Origin of the sequence: Pseudomonas fluorescens Q2-87 (assembly GCF_000281895.1) — a bacterium.
In the GTDB taxonomy this organism is placed as follows: Bacteria; Pseudomonadota; Gammaproteobacteria; order Pseudomonadales; family Pseudomonadaceae; genus Aquipseudomonas; species Aquipseudomonas fluorescens_S.
The window spans coordinates 2,725,261-2,743,630 of sequence record NZ_CM001558.1 but is presented as its reverse complement, the minus strand read 5'-3'; the positions used below and the strand labels follow the sequence as shown (position 1 = coordinate 2,743,630).

Genomic DNA, 18,370 nt, shown 5'->3' with positions numbered 1-18,370 from the left:
AACAACGCTGCCGAGTGAAACCCGGATCCAAAGCCCCTTCGCCAAAATGCCATCAAGATTGTCACGTTCCTGATACAGGTGCTTAAAAGCCTGGATCCAGAGCGCGGGGATGGCTTGCAGGCGACCGGCGACTCAATGCCCTGTTTCAACAATGAAACAGATTTTGCCCTACAGCCTGTCCATGAATTACAAGCCGCTGATTCCAAAGGCTTTCTAAAAACCGGCACGACATCTGCTCTCTCCCGATTCGCAACGCTGGACCAAAGCCCAGCCCGCAGAAGAAGGAATCGATGCCGTGGGGACTTTCCAGAAAAGTGTGTCCTGTTTGCTGATGGTTGGCTGCGCCGCCAGTGGGGTGCTCAGCCTGCCGGTACACGCCGAAGGCAATGGCGTCATTGTGCTCAACCGTGATGTGCAACCCATTCCCATCGGTCGCAACGGCGGCAAAGACCCCTACCCGACTACCGTCAATGCCAACCCTTCCGAACGAATCCATCAGGCGACCACCAGCACCGAACTGAGCGACGGCGAATTCGCCAGCGTTGCCAGCGGCTCGTCGATCCGCAACACCGTCACCCCGAACACCAGCGTCCAGGGCCTGAACGTCGTCACCAACCCCAACGGCATGCCCGGCATGGGCGCCGGGCATGGCGGCGGCAGCGGTGGCGCGATTTCCGGCACCATCAACCGCTCGTTGAGTTCAGGGCTGGCCCCATTGGGTCGGCTCGCGGGAGGGCAGTGACATGCAGCCAGCCCTGTTGCTACTCGCCCTGCTCGGCCCCGCCGTTGCCTTCGCCGATCCAGGTGTGGCGGTGGTCAATAACGCCAATTTGCAGAATTCCGGCGGCCAATACACCGGTAACTTCAACGTCAACCAGGCGGCTGGCGACCAGACCCAGCAGACCAACACCCGGGCTATCGCCATTGGCACCCAGGCCCAGGCCGCCACCCAGGTGCAGCAGCGCCTCGACACCCCGGCCAATCCGGCCATGAACGCGACGGCCCGCATCGGCGGCAATTCATTTTCCAATGGCAACGGGGTCTTGGGCGTCAACCAGTCCGCCGGCGCCAACAATCAAATGGCCAATGTCATGCGGGTGGGCATCAGTGCCCAGCCGCAGAGCATTGACGACAGCGCCTTGTCGCAACAGAACGTGGCGCTGTTACCGAACTCAGGCGCAACTGGCGCCCCAACTGGCGGCCGCCAGGTCGTTACCAGCGACCAGGCTTTCACCGGCAGCCGAGGGGTCATCCAGGTGAACCAGAGTGCAGGGGTGGGGAACCGCATGGCTAACACCCTGAGCATCCGGGTCGCTGACTGACCCGGGCACCGCAAGCATAAGAAAGTACTGACACTTAACCAACGACACGCAAGGAGAAACACCATGAAACCTACAATGGCACTCAAACCATTGGTTTTCGCCCTCGCCGCGGTCATGGCAATGGCTGCACAGGCTGGCGGAAATGACAACGGTCACGGCAACGGTCACGGCCATGGCAACAATGGCCATCAGCAAGGACCGACCCTGGACCAACTGCTTTCAATCAGTGCCGGCGCTGGGGCCACGGTGCTGGATGAGCAGAACAGCGACGGCAACGTGGTGACCAACCAGGCCACCAAAAACACCGCAGAAGCAAAAGACTCGCTCAATAGCAGCAATGGCAACATGGGCGCCAACGTCGCAGGCGGCGACGGTAACCAGCAGGACAACGCCGCCGCCCTGGCCACCGCAGACGAAAGCTTCATCTTCGGCTCGGCTGTCGCGGCTTCCAGCGCTACGCAAGTCAATAACAACAACTACGTTAAAAACAACTCGACGCAAAACAACGCCTCGCTGACCAATGCGGGCAACAGCGGCTCCGGCAACATCGGCATCAACGTGACCGCCGGCAACTTCAACCAACAGAAAAACAACCTGGCCATCGCCGTCTCCGGGGGCCGTGTCGCACAAGCCTCTGCCGCAGCTGACCAGTCCTCCACCGGCCTTCAGGTCGACAACAAAGGCGTGCGGACCTACAAGACCGACACGCTCACCAGCACCTACAGCGCCTCCGGCACCTTCAAGGCCAAAGGCACCGGTACCGCCGAAGACGACAACCATGGCGGCTGGGACAACAAAGGCGGCGGCTACGGTGGTGGTCACGATGACGACAAGTTCAAGTTCTCCGCCGTGGGTACTTTCGAACTGGCCGGCAGCAACACTCAGCAGGTGCTGACCCGCGACGGTTGGAAAAACCCTGTGATCAACAACGCCACCATGAGCAATTCCATGAACGGCTTCTCCGGTAACGGCGGCGCCAACGTGTCGGCAGGCGTGGGTAACCAGCAGAGCAATTCGCTGTCCATCGCTGCCGGTTGCAAGGCTTGCATGTAGGCGCGCTGAAACGAAGCCCCGGAAACGGGTAAATGCTGTTCACTCAAGGCTTGGATGAATCTTGTGGCGAGGGAGCTTGCTCCCGCTGGGCTGCGAAGCAGACCCATTGTTCATGAGTGCTTCGCACTCAAGCGGGAGCAAGCTCCCTCGCCACGGATTCACCTCAACCGTTGACTAACGGACATTGCCTGCAAAAGGGGCTTTTTTCCCGGATGTCCATCAGGCGTTTCGATCATGCGTGCGACTGCCCTTTCCCTGCTGCTCTGCATGGCTTGCGTAGCTGAAGCCGCGCAGATGCCCGTCGCTGCCCTGCCAGGCGGCATGCTGGTCTACAAACCGGTGCAAAGCGTACGTGAGCGCAAGTTCAGCGACATCGTCGAGCAGAAAACCGATTTCAGTTGCGGCGCCGCCGCGCTGGCCACGGTGCTGCGCCAGGCCTATTGGCTGGACGTCGATGAAGAACACGTCATCAAGGGCATGCTGGTCAATGCCGACCAGCACCTGGTCCGCACCCAAGGGTTTTCCATGCTGGATATGAAGCGCTACGTGGAAACCATCGGCATGCGCGCCCGGGGCTACCGGATACCGCCCGAAAAACTCGAAGCGGTGACGATTCCGGTCGTGGTCCTGATGGAGATACGCGGCTACAAACATTTTGTGGTGTTGCAGCGGGCCGACAAGCAGTGGGTCTACATCGGCGACCCGGTGCTGGGCCACAAGCGCTACACCCATGATGATTTCGTAAAAGGCTGGAATGGCATCGTCTTTGCCATCGTCGGCCCGGGTTATGACAAGACCAATGCGTTGCGCAGCCCGCCTCAACCGCTGACGGCACGCAACAAACTGGACGGGTTCAACCCGGTCAGGGATGCGGAACTGATGGATTTCGGCTTCATACAGAGCGACTTTTTTTAATCGCCGACTCACTGCCAACAATAAGTACAAAAAAGGAGCAGGACGCTCCGGGAGCAGTACATGAGAACTTCATACTGGCTGTCGCTCGCCTGCCTGGCGGCGACTGCCTCGGGCTATGCCCATGCCGGATTCAAACCTATCGAAGTCAAGGACCAGGAGCTTGCCGAGCTGCGCGGTCGTTATGTCATGCCCGGACGCGTCATCAGCTTCGGGATCGTCATGAGCAGCACCTGGCGCAACGCCAGCGGCGACTTGATCGGCGCCACCAGCGCCATGCAGATCCAGGCGGCTACCGTCAAACCCGAGTTCTACGTCTCGACCATCCAGCAGACCGGCAACGGCAGCGTTCCGGAACAGGGCAGCGGCAACATCACCGGCGGTGCAGGCCTGGGTTCGAGCCAAGGCGTAACCCAGAGCGTACGCGCGGCGGGAGACGGCAACAGTGCCTACAACAATGTGGCCATCAATGTGAAGGAAAGCAGCCAGGCCCCGGCGCTGACACCCTCCCAAGGCCAATTGCTGACCCAGGGCCAGACCATCACCGGCAGCAACGCCGCCGGCAGCGTCGCGGTCACCGCCACGGGCAACGGCGTGCAAATGGCCATCCAGGCCAGTCACAACCAGGGCAGCGCCCTCCAACAAGTCGCCCAGGGCGGCCTGCTGCAAAACACCCGCCTGCTGGGCAACAGCAACCTGGTCAGCAACATGACCCAACTCAACGTGGTGCTGAACAATAACGGCCCCAGCGCCGGCGCGCTGGACTGCAACCTTAATCAACTAAGAGGCCTCCGAAACCTCGGTTATTGAACTACGCTGATTTCCGATCATTGGGCAATTCAGGACGACATATTTCATGTATCGATCCGTATCGTTGCGCGCTGTGATGTGTCTAACCACGTTGTTCCCGGCGGCCGTGCTGCAAGCAGCACCGGACGCCGACATCGAGGCCCTGAAACAGGAACTCCTCGAGCTCAAGCAACGATACGAGGTCCAGCAGAAAGCCCTGGCGGTGCTCGAACAGCGAGTTCGCCAGGTCGAGGACCAGCCCGCCAGCCCGCCTCCCAAGCGCCTGGCCAAATCCCCGGCGGACATGAAAGGCAGCCAGACCGTGGCGGGTGCTGGCGCGGCAACGACCGGCGGCAGCGGCTATGGGCAGTCCCTGGCCGATGACTCGCAACCGGCCCAGAGCGTTTCCAACCTCTATGACGAGGCCAGCGGTTTCTTCGGCGGTGGCAAGTTCAGCTTCGAGACCGGCGTGACCTACTCACGCTACGACACGCGACAACTGATTCTCAACGGCTTCCTGGCCCTGGATTCGATTTTCCTGGGCAATATCAATCTTGACCGGATCAAGGCCGATACCTGGACCCTGGACCTCACCGGGCGCTATAACTTCGACAATCGCTGGCAGTTCGACCTCAACGTGCCGGTGGTCTACCGCGAGTCCACGTATCAGTCCGGTGGTGCCAATAACGGCGCTGCTGGCGTGACCAGTGAAGAAATCGTCACCCGCGACCCCACCATCGGCGACGTCAACTTCGGCATCGCCTACAAGTTCATGGACGAATCGGTCAACACCCCGGACGCAGTGGTCACCCTGCGTGTCAAGGCGCCAACCGGCAAGGACCCGTTCGGCATCAAGCTGCGCCAATCCCAGGCCAACACCAACCTGTTCGTGCCTGAGGACCTGCCCACCGGCAACGGCGTCTGGTCGATCACGCCCGGGCTCTCACTGGTCAAGACCTTCGATCCGGCCGTGTTGTTCGGCACCCTTTCCTATACCCATAACCTGGAAGAATCGTTCGACGACATCAGTTCGACGGTCAACCAAAAAACCCCGGGCAAGGTGCGGATCGGCGACAGCTTCCAGATCGGCGGCGGGATTGCTTTCGCCTTGAACGAGAAGATGAGCATGTCGTTCTCGGTTTCCGACCTGATCCAAAAAAAGAGCAAGCTCAAACAGGACGGTGGGGATTGGGAATCGGTGGTTTCCAGCGACGCCAACGCCGGTTACTTCAACATCGGCATGACCGTCGCCGCCACCGACAACCTGACCATCGTGCCCAACCTGTCCATCGGCTTGACTGATGATGCGCCGGATTTCACCTTTAGCCTGAAGTTTCCGTATTACTTCTGATGGATCAAGGGATATGCGATGCATGTCTCTAGGACGCTGCAAATATTTGTGGGAGCGGGCTTGCTCGCGAAGGCGGTATGTCAGTCGTATTGATTAACCTGACCCCACGCTTTCGCGAGCAAGCCCGCTCCCACAGCTGAGTTTTGTATTGGCTGGTCTAGCGAATCTGATGTTTATGCAACAGCCGATAGAACGTCGGCCGGGACACGCCCAGCACCCTGGCCGCCACGCTCAGGTTGTCGCTGTGGCGGTTGAGCACATCGCTCAATGCCTGGCGCTCGGCACGGGTCTTGTAGTCTTCGAGGGTACCCATCGGTGCGACAACGCCCTGGTGGCTGGCCAGGCCAAGGTCCCGGGCTTCGATCTGTCGCCCTTCAGCCAACACCAACCCGCGACGGACACGGTTGGCCAGTTCCCGCACATTGCCCGGCCAATCGTGCATCCCCATCGCCACCAGCGCATCCTCGCTGAAACTGCGGGGCCGACGACCGGTCTCCTGGCTATAGAAGTGGGAGAAGTGGCTGGCAAGCATCGCCAGGTCGCCGTGGCGCTCACGCAAAGGGGCCATGACCACCTGCAGCACGTTCAAGCGGTAGTACAAGTCTTCCCGAAAACGCTTGTTCTCGATGGCTGCTTCCAGGTCGACGTGGGTGGCCGCCAGTATTCGCACATCGACCGCAATCGGCTGGCTGCTTCCGACCCGCTCGATGTGTTTTTCTTGTAAGAAGCGCAGCAGGTTGGCTTGCAACTCCAACGGCAGGTCACCTATTTCGTCCAGGAACAGGGTGCCGCCGTTGGCCGCCTCGATCCGCCCAACCTTGCGCTGGTGAGCCCCGGTGAAGGCGCCCTTCTCATGGCCGAATAATTCGGACTGGATCAGATGCTCCGGGATGGCGCCACAGTTGATCGCAATGAACGGCTTGTTGCGCCGGTGCGACTGGTAATGCAGCGTACGCGCCACCAGTTCCTTGCCGGTGCCGCTCTCGCCGCGAATCAATACCGGCGATTCCGCAGGCGCTAGCTTGCTCAACAGTTTGCGCAGCTCGCGGATCGGCTTGCTGTCGCCCAGCAATTCATGTTCGGGCTGGTCGATATGAATCGAGCCTTGCCCCCTCAGGCGCGCCATGCCGAACGCCCGGCCCAGCGTCACCTGGACCCGAGACACGTCAAAAGGCAGCGTGTGAAAGTCAAAAAACCATTCACAGACGAAATCGCCTACGTTTTGCAGGCGAAGCACCTCCTGGCTGAGCACGGCGATCCATTCGGTTCCGCTGCGGCTGATCAACTCTTTGACGGCCTCCGGGCGCTCCAGATGAAAGGGCTGTAACCGCAGGAGGCCGACGTCGCAGGAGCGGTCGTTGGCATGTTCAAGGGAGCAACTGTCCACATCCCAACCGACAGTGCGCAGACCCGGCAATAGGCGATAACAATCGTCGCAAGGATCTACCACGAGCAGACGACGTGACGTACTGGCTTCGATCATGACTGATCCTTGGCGCCAAAATAAGGAAATATGATTAGAAACAGTCGTTTGGCAGACCTGCATCTAACAGTAGCAAGAAGTTGACACCCTCTTGTATCAATTGATTATTGGAACCGCGTCAAAGCGGTTATAAGCGGCACTTAATGAGACGGTGTTTATTGGAACTCTTTCATGACGCTTTCAAACAAAAGCCCGAGAGGCGGGTCTGAAAGAAAATCGAAATTTATTTAAAGAATGTGTGACCTGCCCCCCTGTTGGGGACATCAGTACAAGTAACCAGCCGCACGGTACGCCCAACCGACGGCACATCATTTGATTGGGCATATTTAAGAGATAACGCCATGAACGCCCCGCTCCGTATCAACGAAGCTCTTTTGATTGCCGACCGCGCATTTCGTCCTTTCCAATGCGTGGCCTGGGCTCCACAAGACGGCAACGGTGAACTCAGCCTGACCGTCATCGACCGCACCAATACGCATATTGGCCGCACTCAGATCCCTAGCAGCGCCTATACCGACCCGGCCCAACTGGCCAACTTGTTGAAACAGGCCCGCGCCGAACTGAGCCAGGAAGGCTACAAGTTGCAATCCTGGTCCATGCCTGAATAACGCATCGCTAACGCCTGCTATTGATTGCAGGCTTGGCAGTGGATCGCAAAGCCATTGTTATGGCACGAATCGTCCCTGATTCTGCATAGCATGACAGTTGTGCGTTTCCATATTCAGGGATTGAATGTTGCCCTCATGCAGTCGTCGCCCCACTGGGCCGGTCGACGCGCAAGGAGAGGCATGCATGCCCGATCAATTCGCGTTTGCGCTCCCACGGGCTGCGGCCCACGCTGGGCAACTCGACCCGGGGTTTGCCGATAAGGGCAAGGCCTGGGTATGTTTCGCCGAGCATTCCTCGAGCCTGACCACCGGGCTGACCGTCGACCGCAGCGGACGAATCCTGCTCGCCGCCCGGGTCGAGACGGTCGACGGCAGCCGATTCGGGCTTGCGCGGCTCAACCTGGACGGTTCGATCGATCCGGACTTCGGAACGTGCGGTTGCGTGATCGGCTCGTTCGAAAACGATTCCGAAGCAACGGCAGCCAAGGTCATTGAATTGCCCGATGGGCATATCCTGCTGTCCGGGCTCCACTATGAGAACAGCGACCACACCTTCCCCGCCCTGGCACTGTTCGATTCTCGGGGCCGTCTCGTCCCGCATTTCGGTCATGGCGGCCGACAGGTCGTCCGACTCTGCGGCAACCTTTCCCGAGGCCTGCGCGATTGCTGGCTACCGCCTGGCATACCCGGCCTTGAAGCCTGCGACATACGCGTACAAGACGATGGCCGAATTCTCTTGCTCGCCAACCATCACTACCAATTTTGCGACCATGTCGGCGTTCTGATCCGGCTCTTGCCCGACGGAACACTGGATGACTCGTTCAACGGTCGCGGGTTCGTGATGGTCCGGCGCCTGCTGAAAAATACCTGGCTGGGCTGCCTGGCGCTCCAGGCCGACGGCAACATTGTCGTAGGTGGCTCCATTGACTTGCCCCAGCAAGGCTTGCTGGCCCGCTATGACCCCTGGGGCAAACTCGATGAGGGCTTCGGTGAGGACGGGTTCGTGTCAATCCAGGCCCAGGGCCACAGCGCCATGATCAACCAGATCGTTCAGCACAGGAACGGTGATTTGCAGGCGTTCGGCAGCAGCCGCGACCCGATGCACGCCCTGTCCCTGAAAGTCCGCCCGGACGGCAAACCCGACCGTCATGACAACGAGGGCCAGTGCCACCTGCTGAAAATCGGCCACTCCTGCAGCCAGTGGACCGCGGCCCTCGCCCAACCGGACGGTAAGCTCCTGAGCGCCGGGGCCACCATCGGCGGCATCGAGGCCGATTTCGTACTTGCCCGGCATCTGCCGGACGCCAGCCTCGACGTGAAATTCGGCCAGGGTGCCGGCTGGGTCCGTACTCGGCTCGGCTACAGCCTGGACACCGCGACCGCCTTGGCCGTGCAGGCCGACGGAAAAATCCTGGTGGGGGGTTACTCGCTTCATGGCCATTACCGTGCAGTGGTCACGCGATACTGGGCCTGAGCCGGATTGCCAGGGAAACCGGTATTCATTCCTACGCTTGATATTCCCCATTTCTTACGGCAACTTGCGCGCTTCTAATTAAAAGGAGCAGCCAATGCCCGGTTCAATGGCTCAAGCGTTCGCGCACAACTTTCTGGGGCATTCCCCGCGCTGGTACAAGGCGTGCATCATCAGTTTCCTAATTCTCAATGCCGTGGTGCTATGGGCTGTGGGGCCCGTCGCTGCCGGCTGGCTATTGGTCGTGGAGTTTATTTTCACCCTGGCCATGGCCCTCAAGTGCTACCCCTTGATGCCCGGCGGGCTGCTGCTGATCGAGGCCCTGGTGTTGGGCATGACCACGCCCAAGGCGCTGTACGACGAACTGCTGCACAACTTCCCGGTCATCCTGCTGCTGATGTTCATGGTGGCAGGGATCTACTTCATGAAGGACCTGCTGCTGTTCCTGTTCTCGCGTCTGCTGTTGGGCGTGCGCTCCAAGGCATTGCTGGCCTTGATGTTCTGCTTCCTGTCGGCGTTCCTGTCGGCGTTCCTCGATGCCCTGACCGTCACAGCGGTGATTATCAGCGCTGCGGTGGGATTTTATGCGGTGTATCACCGCGTAGCGTCGGGCAACGACCCACGTCTGGACAGCAGCGTCGATGAAGATCATGAATTACCATCGTTGCACCATGCCGACCTGGATCAGTTCCGGGCATTCCTGCGCAGCCTGCTGATGCACGGCGCCGTAGGTACGGCCCTGGGCGGCGTATGCACCCTGGTAGGCGAACCGCAGAACCTGCTGATCGGCCATGAGATGGGTTGGCATTTCGCGGATTTCTTCCTGAAAGTCGCACCCGTCTCGCTACCGGTGCTGGTGGCTGGGCTGGCGACCTGTGTGATTCTGGAAAAATTGCGTTGGTTCGGCTATGGCACGCTGTTGCCGGACAATGTTCGCGCCGTGCTGGCTGATTATGCCGAGCAAGATAATCGCGAACGCACCTCACGCCAACGCGCGGCCCTGATCGTACAGGGCATCGCCGCGCTGATTCTGATCGTTGGCCTGGCCCTGCACATTGCTGAAGTCGGCCTGATCGGCCTGATGGTCATTGTGTTGATCACCGCGTTCACCGGAATCACCGACGAGCACCGGCTCGGCACTGCGTTCAAGGACGCCATGCCATTCACTGCGTTGCTGGTGGTGTTTTTTGCCGTGGTCGCGGTCATTCATGATCAGCAGCTGTTCACACCGCTTATCCAATGGGTCCTGGCCCTGCCCGCCGATCAGCAACCGGGCATGTTGTTCATCGCCAACGGCCTGCTGTCGGCCATCAGCGACAACGTCTTCGTGGCAACCATCTACATCACCGAAGTCAAGCAAGCCTTTGTTTCCGGACACATGAGCCGCGAACAGTTCGAGACCTTGGCGGTGGCCATCAACACAGGCACCAACCTGCCCAGCGTCGCCACGCCCAACGGCCAGGCCGCTTTCCTGTTCTTGCTGACTTCGGCAATTGCCCCGCTGATTCGCCTGTCCTATGGCCGGATGGTCTGGATGGCGGTGCCCTACACCGTGGTGATGGGCGGCTTGGGGTGGTATGCGGTGACGTACTGGCTATAGAAATGCTGGGCTGAGCGAAACCCCGTGGCGAGGGAGCTTGCTCCCGCTGGGGCGCGAAGCGCCCCTCAAGACAGCCTGCGATACCTGATGCTGATTCAGATCGAAGGGCCAGGGCTGCTGCGCAGCCCAGCGGGAGCAAGCGCCCTCGCCACAAGAGCCAGGGTCAGCGTGGCAGGATGTATCGCTCGATCGCCAGGGCCGCACCATCTTCGGTGTTGGCTGCGGTAATCACGTCGGCCTGACGCTTGATCGCCTCCTCCGCCTGCCCCATGGCAATCGACAAGCCCGCGCGATGGAACATCGCCGGGTCGTTACCGCCGTCGCCCATGGCGGCCGTCTGTTCCAGCGGCACCTCCAGGAATGCCGCCAGGGTCGACAGCGCTTCGCCCTTGTTGGCTTTCATCGCCGTGACGTCCAGGTAGATCGGCTGCGAACGTGACACTTGGGCCTGGCCCTTGAGCAGCGGATGCAACCGAGCCTCCAGCTCCACCAACAAATCCGTGTTGGCGCTGGTGGCGACGATCTTGTCGATACGGTCCAGGTAAGGCTCGAAACTCTCCACCTGCACCGGCGGATAGCCCAGGCCACGGGTTTCCACCGGCACCATGGGACCGTTGGCGTCACGGACCAGCCAATCGCCATCGGCAAAGACCCACACCTCGATGCCTGGCTGGTCGGCGTACAGCGCCAGCGTGGCCAGGGCCGCCTCGGGCGGCAGGTAATGAACCGCCAGGAAGCTGCCGTCCGGGTGTACCAGCGTGCCACCATTGAACGCGGCCGTAGGCAGGTCGACGCCCAAGGCCTCGATCTGCTGCAGCATCGCCCGAGGCGGGCGCCCGGTGGCGAGGCTGAACAACACGCCGGCCTCGCGCAGCGAACGCACGGCTTCGATGGTGCGCTGGTTCAGGCTGTGATCGGGCAGCAGCAGGGTGCCGTCCATGTCACTGAGCAAAAAGCGGATGGGCTGTTTCAACAGATCGCTCATCCCAGGCCATGCCAGACGCGACCGTCGCGTGTCAGCAAATCATTGGCGCTCGACGGGCCGTCTTCTCCGGCGCTATACGGCTGGACCGTGGCGTCCTGCTGCCAGGCATCGAGGAACGGCTGCACCGCACGCCAGCCGTTTTCAATGTTGTCGGCGCGCTGGAACAGCGTCTGATCACCGGTCAGGCAATCGTAGATAAGGGTTTCGTAACCGGTGGACGGCTGCATTTCGAAGAAGTCCTTGTAGGCAAAACCCAATTCGATATTGGCCATGTCCAGGGCCGGCCCCGGCCGCTTGGCCAGTAAGTCGAACCACATGCCTTCATTGGGCTGAATCTGGATTCTCAAGTAGGTCGGTTGCAATTCGTTGACTTCGGTGTCGCGAAACTGCGCGTAAGGTGCCGGCTTGAAGCAGATGACGATTTCCGTATCCCGCACGCTCATGCGTTTGCCGGTGCGCAGGTAGAACGGCACGCCCACCCAACGCCAGTTGTCGATCATGACCTTCAGGGCCACGTAGGTTTCGGTGCTGCTGTCGGCGGCCACGTTGGCTTCCTCGCGATAGCCGCTGACCGGTTTACCCGCGACTTCGCCGGCGGTGTACTGGCCGCGTATCGAATTGGCACGAGCCTGTTCCACCGACCAGGGCCGAATCGCCCCCACCACCTTGGCTTTTTCCCCGCGTACCGCGTCTGCGCCAAATGCGGCCGGCGGCTCCATGGCCACCATCGCCAACAATTGGAAGAGATGGTTGGGCACCATGTCCCGCAGGGCGCCGGTGTGCTCATAAAAACTGCCACGGGTCTCCACACCGACGGTTTCGGCGGCGGTGATTTGTACGTGGTCGATGTAGTGATTGTTCCAGAACGCCTCGAACAGGCTGTTGGAGAAACGGCTGACGAGAATGTTCTGCACCGTCTCCTTGCCCAGGTAATGGTCGATCCGATAGATCTGTTTTTCGCTCATTACTTTGAGCAAGCAGGTATTCAATGCTTCGGCAGTGTGCAGGTCGGAGCCGAACGGCTTCTCGATCACTACCCGCCGGAAAGCATCCTCCTGCTCTTGAAGCAGCCCGGCCGCGCCGAGGCGGCTGACCACTTCACTGAAAAAGCGCGGCGCGGTGGCCAGGTAGAACACCGCGTTGCCGGTGCCGCTGGCGGCGATTTTAGCCGCCAGCGCCTGGTAGGTGCTGTCATCGAGAAAGTCACCCTGGACGTAGCTGATGCCCCGGGCCAATTTGGCCCACAGCACCGGATCGAGCGCGCGGTCGGCATCGCCGCCCTTGCTCGCCGCTTCGTTGCGGATGAAGTCCTCGAGTTTCCTGGCAAAGTCCACGTCGCTGATGGCGTTGTGGTCGACACCGATGATCTGCAGCCCATCGCCCAACAGACCGTCACGACTGAGGTGGTAGAGCGCCGGCATCAGCAGGCGCTTGACCAGATCGCCATGGGCGCCGAACAGGAACAACGTGGTCGGCGGCGCGGGTTCTGCCTTGGATTTGCTGGCGATCGAGGTCATTTTTTCGGCGTCTCCACATGGCCGCCGAAGCCAAAGCGCATCGCCGAGAGCATTTTGTCGCCGTAGGTGCTTTGCTGGCGGGAACGGAAACGGGCGAAGAGCGAGCTGGAAAGTACCGGGACCGGCACCGCTTGTTCGATGGCGGCCTCGATGGTCCAGCGCCCTTCACCGCTGTCGGCGACTTCGCCGGAAAAGCCGTCCAGTTTCGGATCGCTGGCCAGTGCGTCGGCGGTCAAGTCCAGCAACCAGGATGAAACCACGCTGCCACGGCGCCAGACTTCGGCGATGTCGGCCACGTTCAGGTCGAAACGCTGTTCCGGCGGCAGGCTTTCGCTGGATTTGGTCTTGAGGATGTCAAAACCCTCGGCAAAGGCCTGCATCATCCCGTATTCGATACCGTTATGGATCATCTTCACGAAATGCCCGGAGCCTGCCGGCCCGGCGTGAATATAACCACGTTCGGCACGGTCATCGTCCGATTTGCGGTCGCGGGTGCGCGGAATGTCGCCCATGCCCGGCGCCAGGCTGTCGAACAGCGGATCCAGGCGTTTCACCACGTCGGTGTCGCCACCGATCATCATGCAATAGCCACGCTCCAGGCCCCAAACGCCGCCGGAAGTGCCAACGTCGATGTAGCTCAGGCCTTTTTCCGACAGGGCCTGGGCGCGTCGGATGTCGTCCTTGTAATACGTATTACCGCCATCAATGATCACATCCCCCGGCTCAAGCAGATCGCTGAGGACATTGATGGTGTCTTCGGTGGGTGCGCCGGCCGGCAGCATCACCCAGACCGCCCGCGGTTTCTCCAGGCCGGCGACCAGCGCCGGCAGGTCCGCGACGCCTGTCGCGCCCTCCTGGCTCAGGTTTTCGACGAAAGCGGCATTGCGGTCATAGACGACGGTGGTGTGCCCATTGAGCATCAGGCGCCGCGCAATATTGCCGCCCATGCGGCCCAGTCCGATGATCCCGAGTTGCATGTGCTGATGCTCCCTACTACAAATAAAGGTAAGTCAAAGGTTTAGCTCAAACGACAGTTGGAGGTTAGTCCAGAGCATTGCGACATAGTTTCCGGGTAATTCGAGCGATCACAAGGGATAACGCTCAAGATCCGGCCGAAGACACAGCGACCATGAAAATAAAAAGTTCCAATCACAAGCAAAAGAAATCAGAATCGGCGCCGATAGTAGAGGTGTCGACCAAAACCTGGCGGCATCTCTATAGTTGATGTAGCCATTTGCGAGGTGAGCAATGGGCCCTGTCGTTACCGCACGTCCTCCCCAAACCCTTTATGTGACCATTCGTCGCGACGAATTGCGCCTTCTCAAGGAAGAACGTGATCTGCTGCTCGATGAAGTGATGCAGTTGCGCATGCAATTGCAACACGCACAACTCCCCCACCAAGGCCAGGCTGTGGCGCGGTAAACGCGCCCGCAGCATGGCAAGCAATATCTGTGGCGAGGGGGCTTGCTCCCACTCGGTTGCGCAGCAACCGCAAAAACCTGGGGCCGCTGCTCGCCCCAGCAGGAGCAAACTCCCGAGCCTCAGGTGCTTTCGCACTCAAGCCAGCGTTTTATAACCGAAAAACTCACAAAGTTTTCACACCCCAATCGTGATACTCGCAACCTTTAAGGTTGCTCGGCGCGGGCCTGCGGTCACCAATCCGGTGCCGGCTGCTGCGTCGATTGAGGCTGGAGCGCTTGATGAGTTTGTTCAAACGCAGCAAAACGACTGCGAAAGGTTTCGACTGGGCCGGACTTTGCTGGCTTTTTCTGTTTTTCTGGTATTTCTCGGGCATCACCCAACTGCTCATCCTGCTGAGTGACACGTCCGGCTTCACGGGGTTTCGCCAAGCGTTCGTGATGAGTGCGGTGTGGCTCGCGCCCCTGCTGCTCTTCCCCGCCCGCACCCGCCTGCTCGCCGCCCTGATCGGCATCGTGCTGTGGGCTTGCTCCATGGCCAGCCTGGGCTACTTCTTCATTTACCAGCAGGAATTTTCCCAGAGCGTCATCTTCATCATGTTCGAATCGAACGTGTCTGAAGCGGGCGAGTACCTGACGCAATATTTTGCCTGGTGGATGGTCGCCGCGTTCCTGGCCCATACCGTTGTCGGCTATTTGCTGTGGACTCGGGTTCGCCCGGTTTACTTGCCACGTGGCCAGGCCCTGGTAGCGGCAGCCGCCATTGTGCTGGCGGTGGTCGGTTATCCGCTGATCAAGCAGACCCAGCGTACCGGCAGCTTCGCCGGAGGCCTCGAGAAGTTCGAAGATCGCATCGAGCCGGCGGTGCCATGGCAGATGCTGGTGGCCTATCGTCGCTACGGTGAGCAGTTGGAAAACATGCAGGGCATGCTCCATAGCGCCAGCAACATCGCGCCGCTGCGCAATCTCAAGGACACCATGGCTGACCAGCCAGCCACTTTGGTACTGGTCATCGGCGAATCCACCAACCGCCAGCGCATGAGCCTTTATGGGTACCCGAGGGAAACCACGCCGGAACTGGACAAGCTCAAGGACCAACTGTCGGTTTTTGACAATGTCATCACACCGCGCCCCTACACCATCGAAGCGTTGCAGCAAGTGCTGACGTTCGCTGACGAAGAGAACCCAGACCTGTACTTGAGCACGCCATCGCTGGTCAGCATGATGAAACAGGCGGGCTACAAGACCTTCTGGATCACCAACCAGCAGACCATGACCAAGCGCAACACCATGCTCACGACCTTCTCCCAGCAGGCCGATGAACAGGTGTACCTGAACAACAACCGCAACCAGAACGCCGCCCAGTACGATGGCGATGTGATCGAGCCGTTCAACAAGGCCTTGGCCGACAGCGCACCGCGCAAACTGATCGTGGTGCACCTGCTCGGTACCCACATGAGCTATCAGTACCGGTATCCGCCGACCTTCGACAAGTTCACCGACCGCCAGGGCGTACCGGCGGGCCTGCGCGACGATCAGGTCCCGACCTACAACAGCTACGATAACGCCGTGCTGTACAACGACTTCGTGGTCTCCAGCCTGATCAAGGATTACGCCAAGAGCGACCCCAATGGTTTCCTGCTGTACCTGTCGGACCATGGGGAGGATGTCTTCGACTCGGTGGGCCACAGCACCCTGGGCCGCAACGAAGCCAAGCCGACCGCGCCGATGTACACCATCCCGTTCATGGCCTGGGCTTCGCCCAAGTGGCGCGAAACCCACGACTGGAGCTTTGCCGGCGATCTGTCACGGCCCTACAGCAGCTCCCAACTGATCCATACCTGGGCAGACTTGGCGGGCCTGAGTTTCGATGAGTTGGATCGCAGCAAGAGCCTGGTCAGCAAAGACTTCAAGGCACGGCCGCTGTTGATCGGCAACCCGTACGAAAGCCAGCACAAAGGGCTGATCGATTTCAGCCTGATGAAGCCCAAGGCGCCGGTGGCTGAAGTCGTACAGAAGTAACGAAATCGATAGGCGCCCCGCTTCTACAGGCAATGCTGAGCGGCTAGGGATCTAGGGAATTTATGGCGAGGGAGCTTGCTCCCGCGCCAGTCATTCCAACAACACCCGATTGAACAGCATCACGCCTGAAGGGGCTTGATCCAGAACTGCATACGCCCGTGGGCGGGGTCAAACATGCCGGCGGCAAAGCCGAACTTGGCATAGCTGGCCTGGGCCACGGCATTGCCTTCGAGCACCTCGAGAGTGATCTTGCAGCAACCGCGCTGGCGGGCAATGTCCTCAACCTTCTGCAGCATCTTCTGGCTCAACCCGAGCCCACGAAATTCCTTTATTACCGCCACGTCGTGGATATTGACCAGCGGCCGGCAGGCGAACGTTGAAAATCCTTCGAAACAATTGACCAGCCCGGCCGGTTCGCCGTTGACGAACGCCAGTACGCTGAATGCATGGGGGCGCTTGGCCAATTCCTCGGGCAGGTGCAGCAGCACCTCAGCGGGCAGCGAATGACCGCCCCCCATCGGATCCTCGGCATAGGCGTTGAGCACATGACAGATCGCTTCAGCGTGGACCGGATTGCTGTAGCTGGCTTGCAGTACCAGGACATCCCTGGCTTCTTCCATGACCATTACCATCTCTCTTGAGTAAAACCGGCGGCCTGGCCGTCGGCGGGTGGCTGGTCAGGCGGGCTGACCGAAACGTTGCAATTGCATTTCCTGCAAGCGGCTGAGCGTACGGCGAAACGGGAATTGCAGATAGCCCTCGGTGTACAACTCATCCATGGGCACCTGGGCCGAAAGGTAGAGCGGAACCTTGCGGTCATAGCACTCGTCGACCAAGGCAATGAAGCGCCGAACGCCATCGTCATGGACCGACAACTGCGGCAGCTCGCGATCACCGGCCTCGACCCGCTCGACGCCATCTTCCGTACCGCGGGCGATGCGTCCTTCGCGTTGCACGGCGCTGAGGCTGGGCACATCACTGAGCAGGATGACGCTGAAGCGGTCGCACAGGGCCATGAAATCCACGGCCGAGAACGGTTGCTCGCATACATCGAAGTAGCGGCTCCAGAGCACCGTATCGCTGGCCTGGATCGGCTCCAGCAATCGATGCCCGACTTCCACCGGCCCGTTGCCCAACGCCTGTCCTGCGGCCAATTGGCCGAAGACTTCGGCCAGCGGGTCGGGCTGCCCGCCCTCGCGCACCCAATAGCGCTGCTGCAGCGTGCCCGGATGCTGGCGGTGATCCTGCCAGCCATTCACCGGCACCACTTGCATGTGCTGCTTGATGGCGGTGATGGTCGGCAGGAATCGCTCCCGGTTGTGGCCGTTGGCATAGAGTTCCTCCGGCGGCAGGTTAGACGTGCTGACCATGACCATTCCCAACTCGAACATCACCTGAAACAGGCGCCCGAGGATGATGGCATCGCCGATGTCGTTGACAAACAGCTCGTCGAAACACAGCACCCGGACTTCTTGGCTCAGTTCCCGGGCGAGAGCCTGCAATGGGTCTGGGGTACCGGTGAGCTGGAACGAACGCTGATGCACCCAGGCCATGAAATGGTGGAAATGCTGGCGGCGGGCCGGGACCCTGAGGCTTTCGTAGAAACGGTCCATCAACCAGGTCTTGCCACGCCCCACCGGCCCCCAGAGGTAGACACCCTTGATTGACTTGCGCCCTTCATGCAAGGCCTGATGGCATTGTTCCAAGGCCATGATGGCCAATTCCTGGGCCTCGTCCTGGACGAAGCCGTGCTGTTCGATGGCTTGCTGCCAGGCGCTCAGGGGGGAGTCGAAAGTCATACGGCCCAGGTCCGGTAAACGAAGGTGAGGAGTATGCCAT

The 18,370-nt window shown here is 60.2% G+C and carries 17 protein-coding genes; 11 read left to right on the top strand and 6 right to left on the bottom strand.

Annotated elements, in window-relative coordinates:
• Positions 1-295 precede the first annotated feature (295 nt).
• The 6 genes from PFLQ2_RS15440 to PFLQ2_RS15465 all read left to right on the top strand — a co-directional run bounded on the left by PFLQ2_RS15440 (position 296) and on the right by PFLQ2_RS15465 (position 5,427).
• A complete protein-coding gene (locus PFLQ2_RS15440) occupies positions 296-742 on the top strand; it encodes a hypothetical protein (RefSeq protein WP_003181232.1) in 447 nt (148 codons plus the stop codon).
• 1 nt (position 743) lies between these two features.
• Positions 744-1,322 (top strand): hypothetical protein, encoded by a 579-nt coding sequence (locus tag PFLQ2_RS15445; RefSeq protein ID WP_003181230.1) that lies wholly within the window; start codon positions 744-746, stop codon positions 1,320-1,322.
• A 63-nt stretch (positions 1,323-1,385) separates the two neighbouring features.
• Entirely contained in the window at positions 1,386-2,375 is a 990-nt protein-coding gene (locus PFLQ2_RS15450) for a hypothetical protein (RefSeq protein ID WP_003181228.1), read from the top strand.
• 234 nt (positions 2,376-2,609) lie between these two features.
• Entirely contained in the window at positions 2,610-3,290 is a 681-nt protein-coding gene (locus PFLQ2_RS15455) for a C39 family peptidase (protein ID WP_003181223.1), read from the top strand.
• 60 nt (positions 3,291-3,350) lie between these two features.
• The gene (locus PFLQ2_RS15460; protein ID WP_003181222.1) at positions 3,351-4,097 is read left to right on the top strand and encodes a hypothetical protein; all 747 of its coding nucleotides are present in this window, start codon (positions 3,351-3,353) and stop codon (positions 4,095-4,097) included.
• Positions 4,098-4,143: 46 nt separating this feature from the next.
• Complete coding sequence (locus PFLQ2_RS15465) at positions 4,144-5,427, top strand: transporter (RefSeq protein WP_033045991.1); 1,284 nt, start codon at positions 4,144-4,146, stop codon at positions 5,425-5,427.
• Between the two features lie 157 nt (positions 5,428-5,584).
• On the opposite strand, the gene PFLQ2_RS15470 is transcribed toward PFLQ2_RS15465, so the two are convergent.
• Positions 5,585-6,910 (bottom strand): sigma-54 dependent transcriptional regulator, encoded by a 1,326-nt coding sequence (locus PFLQ2_RS15470; RefSeq protein WP_003181218.1) that lies wholly within the window; start codon positions 6,908-6,910, stop codon positions 5,585-5,587.
• Positions 6,911-7,251: 341 nt separating this feature from the next.
• On the opposite strand from PFLQ2_RS15470, the gene PFLQ2_RS15475 reads away from it, so the two are divergent.
• The 3 genes from PFLQ2_RS15475 to nhaB all read left to right on the top strand — a co-directional run bounded on the left by PFLQ2_RS15475 (position 7,252) and on the right by nhaB (position 10,589).
• Positions 7,252-7,518: a hypothetical protein gene (locus PFLQ2_RS15475; RefSeq protein ID WP_003181216.1), complete on the top strand. Its 267-nt coding sequence runs from the start codon at positions 7,252-7,254 to the stop codon at positions 7,516-7,518.
• 184 nt (positions 7,519-7,702) lie between these two features.
• Positions 7,703-8,992 carry a delta-60 repeat domain-containing protein gene (locus PFLQ2_RS15480; RefSeq protein ID WP_003181213.1) on the top strand — a complete coding sequence of 430 codons (1,290 nt, stop codon included), beginning with the start codon at positions 7,703-7,705 and terminating at the stop codon, positions 8,990-8,992.
• 94 nt (positions 8,993-9,086) lie between these two features.
• Positions 9,087-10,589, top strand: coding sequence for a sodium/proton antiporter NhaB (gene nhaB / locus PFLQ2_RS15485; RefSeq protein WP_003181212.1), 1,503 nt, complete (start codon positions 9,087-9,089; stop codon positions 10,587-10,589).
• 163 nt (positions 10,590-10,752) lie between these two features.
• Here nhaB and PFLQ2_RS15490 read toward each other — a convergent pair whose 3' ends face one another.
• Genes PFLQ2_RS15490 through gnd form a run of 3 tightly spaced genes read right to left on the bottom strand, consistent with a single transcriptional unit; the run spans position 10,753 to position 14,092 of the window.
• Positions 10,753-11,574: a Cof-type HAD-IIB family hydrolase gene (locus PFLQ2_RS15490; protein ID WP_003181210.1), complete on the bottom strand. Its 822-nt coding sequence runs from the start codon at positions 11,572-11,574 to the stop codon at positions 10,753-10,755.
• Positions 11,571-13,091: a glucose-6-phosphate dehydrogenase gene (gene zwf, locus PFLQ2_RS15495; RefSeq protein ID WP_003181207.1), complete on the bottom strand. Its 1,521-nt coding sequence runs from the start codon at positions 13,089-13,091 to the stop codon at positions 11,571-11,573. The genes PFLQ2_RS15490 and zwf overlap by 4 nt, the downstream gene beginning before the upstream one ends.
• Positions 13,088-14,092 (bottom strand): phosphogluconate dehydrogenase (NAD(+)-dependent, decarboxylating), encoded by a 1,005-nt coding sequence (gnd, locus tag PFLQ2_RS15500; RefSeq protein ID WP_225970875.1) that lies wholly within the window; start codon positions 14,090-14,092, stop codon positions 13,088-13,090. Before gnd ends, zwf begins: the two co-directional genes overlap by 4 nt.
• Before the next feature lie 247 nt (positions 14,093-14,339).
• Between gnd and PFLQ2_RS30450 the strand changes: the two genes are divergently transcribed.
• Positions 14,340-14,513 (top strand): DUF6026 family protein, encoded by a 174-nt coding sequence (locus tag PFLQ2_RS30450; RefSeq protein ID WP_172680601.1) that lies wholly within the window; start codon positions 14,340-14,342, stop codon positions 14,511-14,513.
• Between the two features lie 278 nt (positions 14,514-14,791).
• Positions 14,792-16,531, top strand: coding sequence for a phosphoethanolamine transferase CptA (locus PFLQ2_RS15505; RefSeq protein WP_003181202.1), 1,740 nt, complete (start codon positions 14,792-14,794; stop codon positions 16,529-16,531).
• A gap of 119 nt (positions 16,532-16,650) precedes the next feature.
• Here the strand turns inward: PFLQ2_RS15505 and PFLQ2_RS15510 are convergent, their stop codons facing one another.
• Both PFLQ2_RS15510 and zapE read right to left on the bottom strand, forming a co-directional pair.
• Positions 16,651-17,151 carry a GNAT family N-acetyltransferase gene (locus PFLQ2_RS15510; protein WP_003181200.1) on the bottom strand — a complete coding sequence of 167 codons (501 nt, stop codon included), beginning with the start codon at positions 17,149-17,151 and terminating at the stop codon, positions 16,651-16,653.
• Between the two features lie 57 nt (positions 17,152-17,208).
• On the bottom strand, positions 17,209-18,330 hold the full coding sequence (zapE, locus tag PFLQ2_RS15515; RefSeq protein ID WP_003181198.1) for a cell division protein ZapE: 1,122 nt from the start codon (positions 18,328-18,330) through the stop codon (positions 17,209-17,211).
• Positions 18,331-18,370 lie beyond the last annotated feature (40 nt).

What these genes read in the sequence shown, in the direction of transcription:
- PFLQ2_RS15445 (WP_003181230.1), top strand. Translation starts at nt 744, where the DNA reads ATGCAGCCAGCCCTGTTGCTACTCGCCCTGCTCGGCCCCGCCGTTGCC.
- PFLQ2_RS15450 (WP_003181228.1), top strand. Translation starts at nt 1,386, where the DNA reads ATGAAACCTACAATGGCACTCAAACCATTGGTTTTCGCCCTCGCCGCG.
- PFLQ2_RS15455 (WP_003181223.1), top strand. Translation starts at nt 2,610, where the DNA reads ATGCGTGCGACTGCCCTTTCCCTGCTGCTCTGCATGGCTTGCGTAGCT.
- PFLQ2_RS15460 (WP_003181222.1), top strand. Translation starts at nt 3,351, where the DNA reads ATGAGAACTTCATACTGGCTGTCGCTCGCCTGCCTGGCGGCGACTGCC.
- PFLQ2_RS15465 (WP_033045991.1), top strand. Translation starts at nt 4,144, where the DNA reads ATGTATCGATCCGTATCGTTGCGCGCTGTGATGTGTCTAACCACGTTG.
- PFLQ2_RS15470 (WP_003181218.1), bottom strand. Translation starts at nt 6,910, where the DNA reads ATGATCGAAGCCAGTACGTCACGTCGTCTGCTCGTGGTAGATCCTTGC.
- PFLQ2_RS15475 (WP_003181216.1), top strand. Translation starts at nt 7,252, where the DNA reads ATGAACGCCCCGCTCCGTATCAACGAAGCTCTTTTGATTGCCGACCGC.
- PFLQ2_RS15480 (WP_003181213.1), top strand. Translation starts at nt 7,703, where the DNA reads ATGCCCGATCAATTCGCGTTTGCGCTCCCACGGGCTGCGGCCCACGCT.
- nhaB (WP_003181212.1), top strand. Translation starts at nt 9,087, where the DNA reads ATGCCCGGTTCAATGGCTCAAGCGTTCGCGCACAACTTTCTGGGGCAT.
- PFLQ2_RS15490 (WP_003181210.1), bottom strand. Translation starts at nt 11,574, where the DNA reads ATGAGCGATCTGTTGAAACAGCCCATCCGCTTTTTGCTCAGTGACATG.
- zwf (WP_003181207.1), bottom strand. Translation starts at nt 13,091, where the DNA reads ATGACCTCGATCGCCAGCAAATCCAAGGCAGAACCCGCGCCGCCGACC.
- PFLQ2_RS30450 (WP_172680601.1), top strand. Translation starts at nt 14,340, where the DNA reads ATGGGCCCTGTCGTTACCGCACGTCCTCCCCAAACCCTTTATGTGACC.
- PFLQ2_RS15505 (WP_003181202.1), top strand. Translation starts at nt 14,792, where the DNA reads ATGAGTTTGTTCAAACGCAGCAAAACGACTGCGAAAGGTTTCGACTGG.
- PFLQ2_RS15510 (WP_003181200.1), bottom strand. Translation starts at nt 17,151, where the DNA reads ATGGAAGAAGCCAGGGATGTCCTGGTACTGCAAGCCAGCTACAGCAAT.
- zapE (WP_003181198.1), bottom strand. Translation starts at nt 18,330, where the DNA reads ATGACTTTCGACTCCCCCCTGAGCGCCTGGCAGCAAGCCATCGAACAG.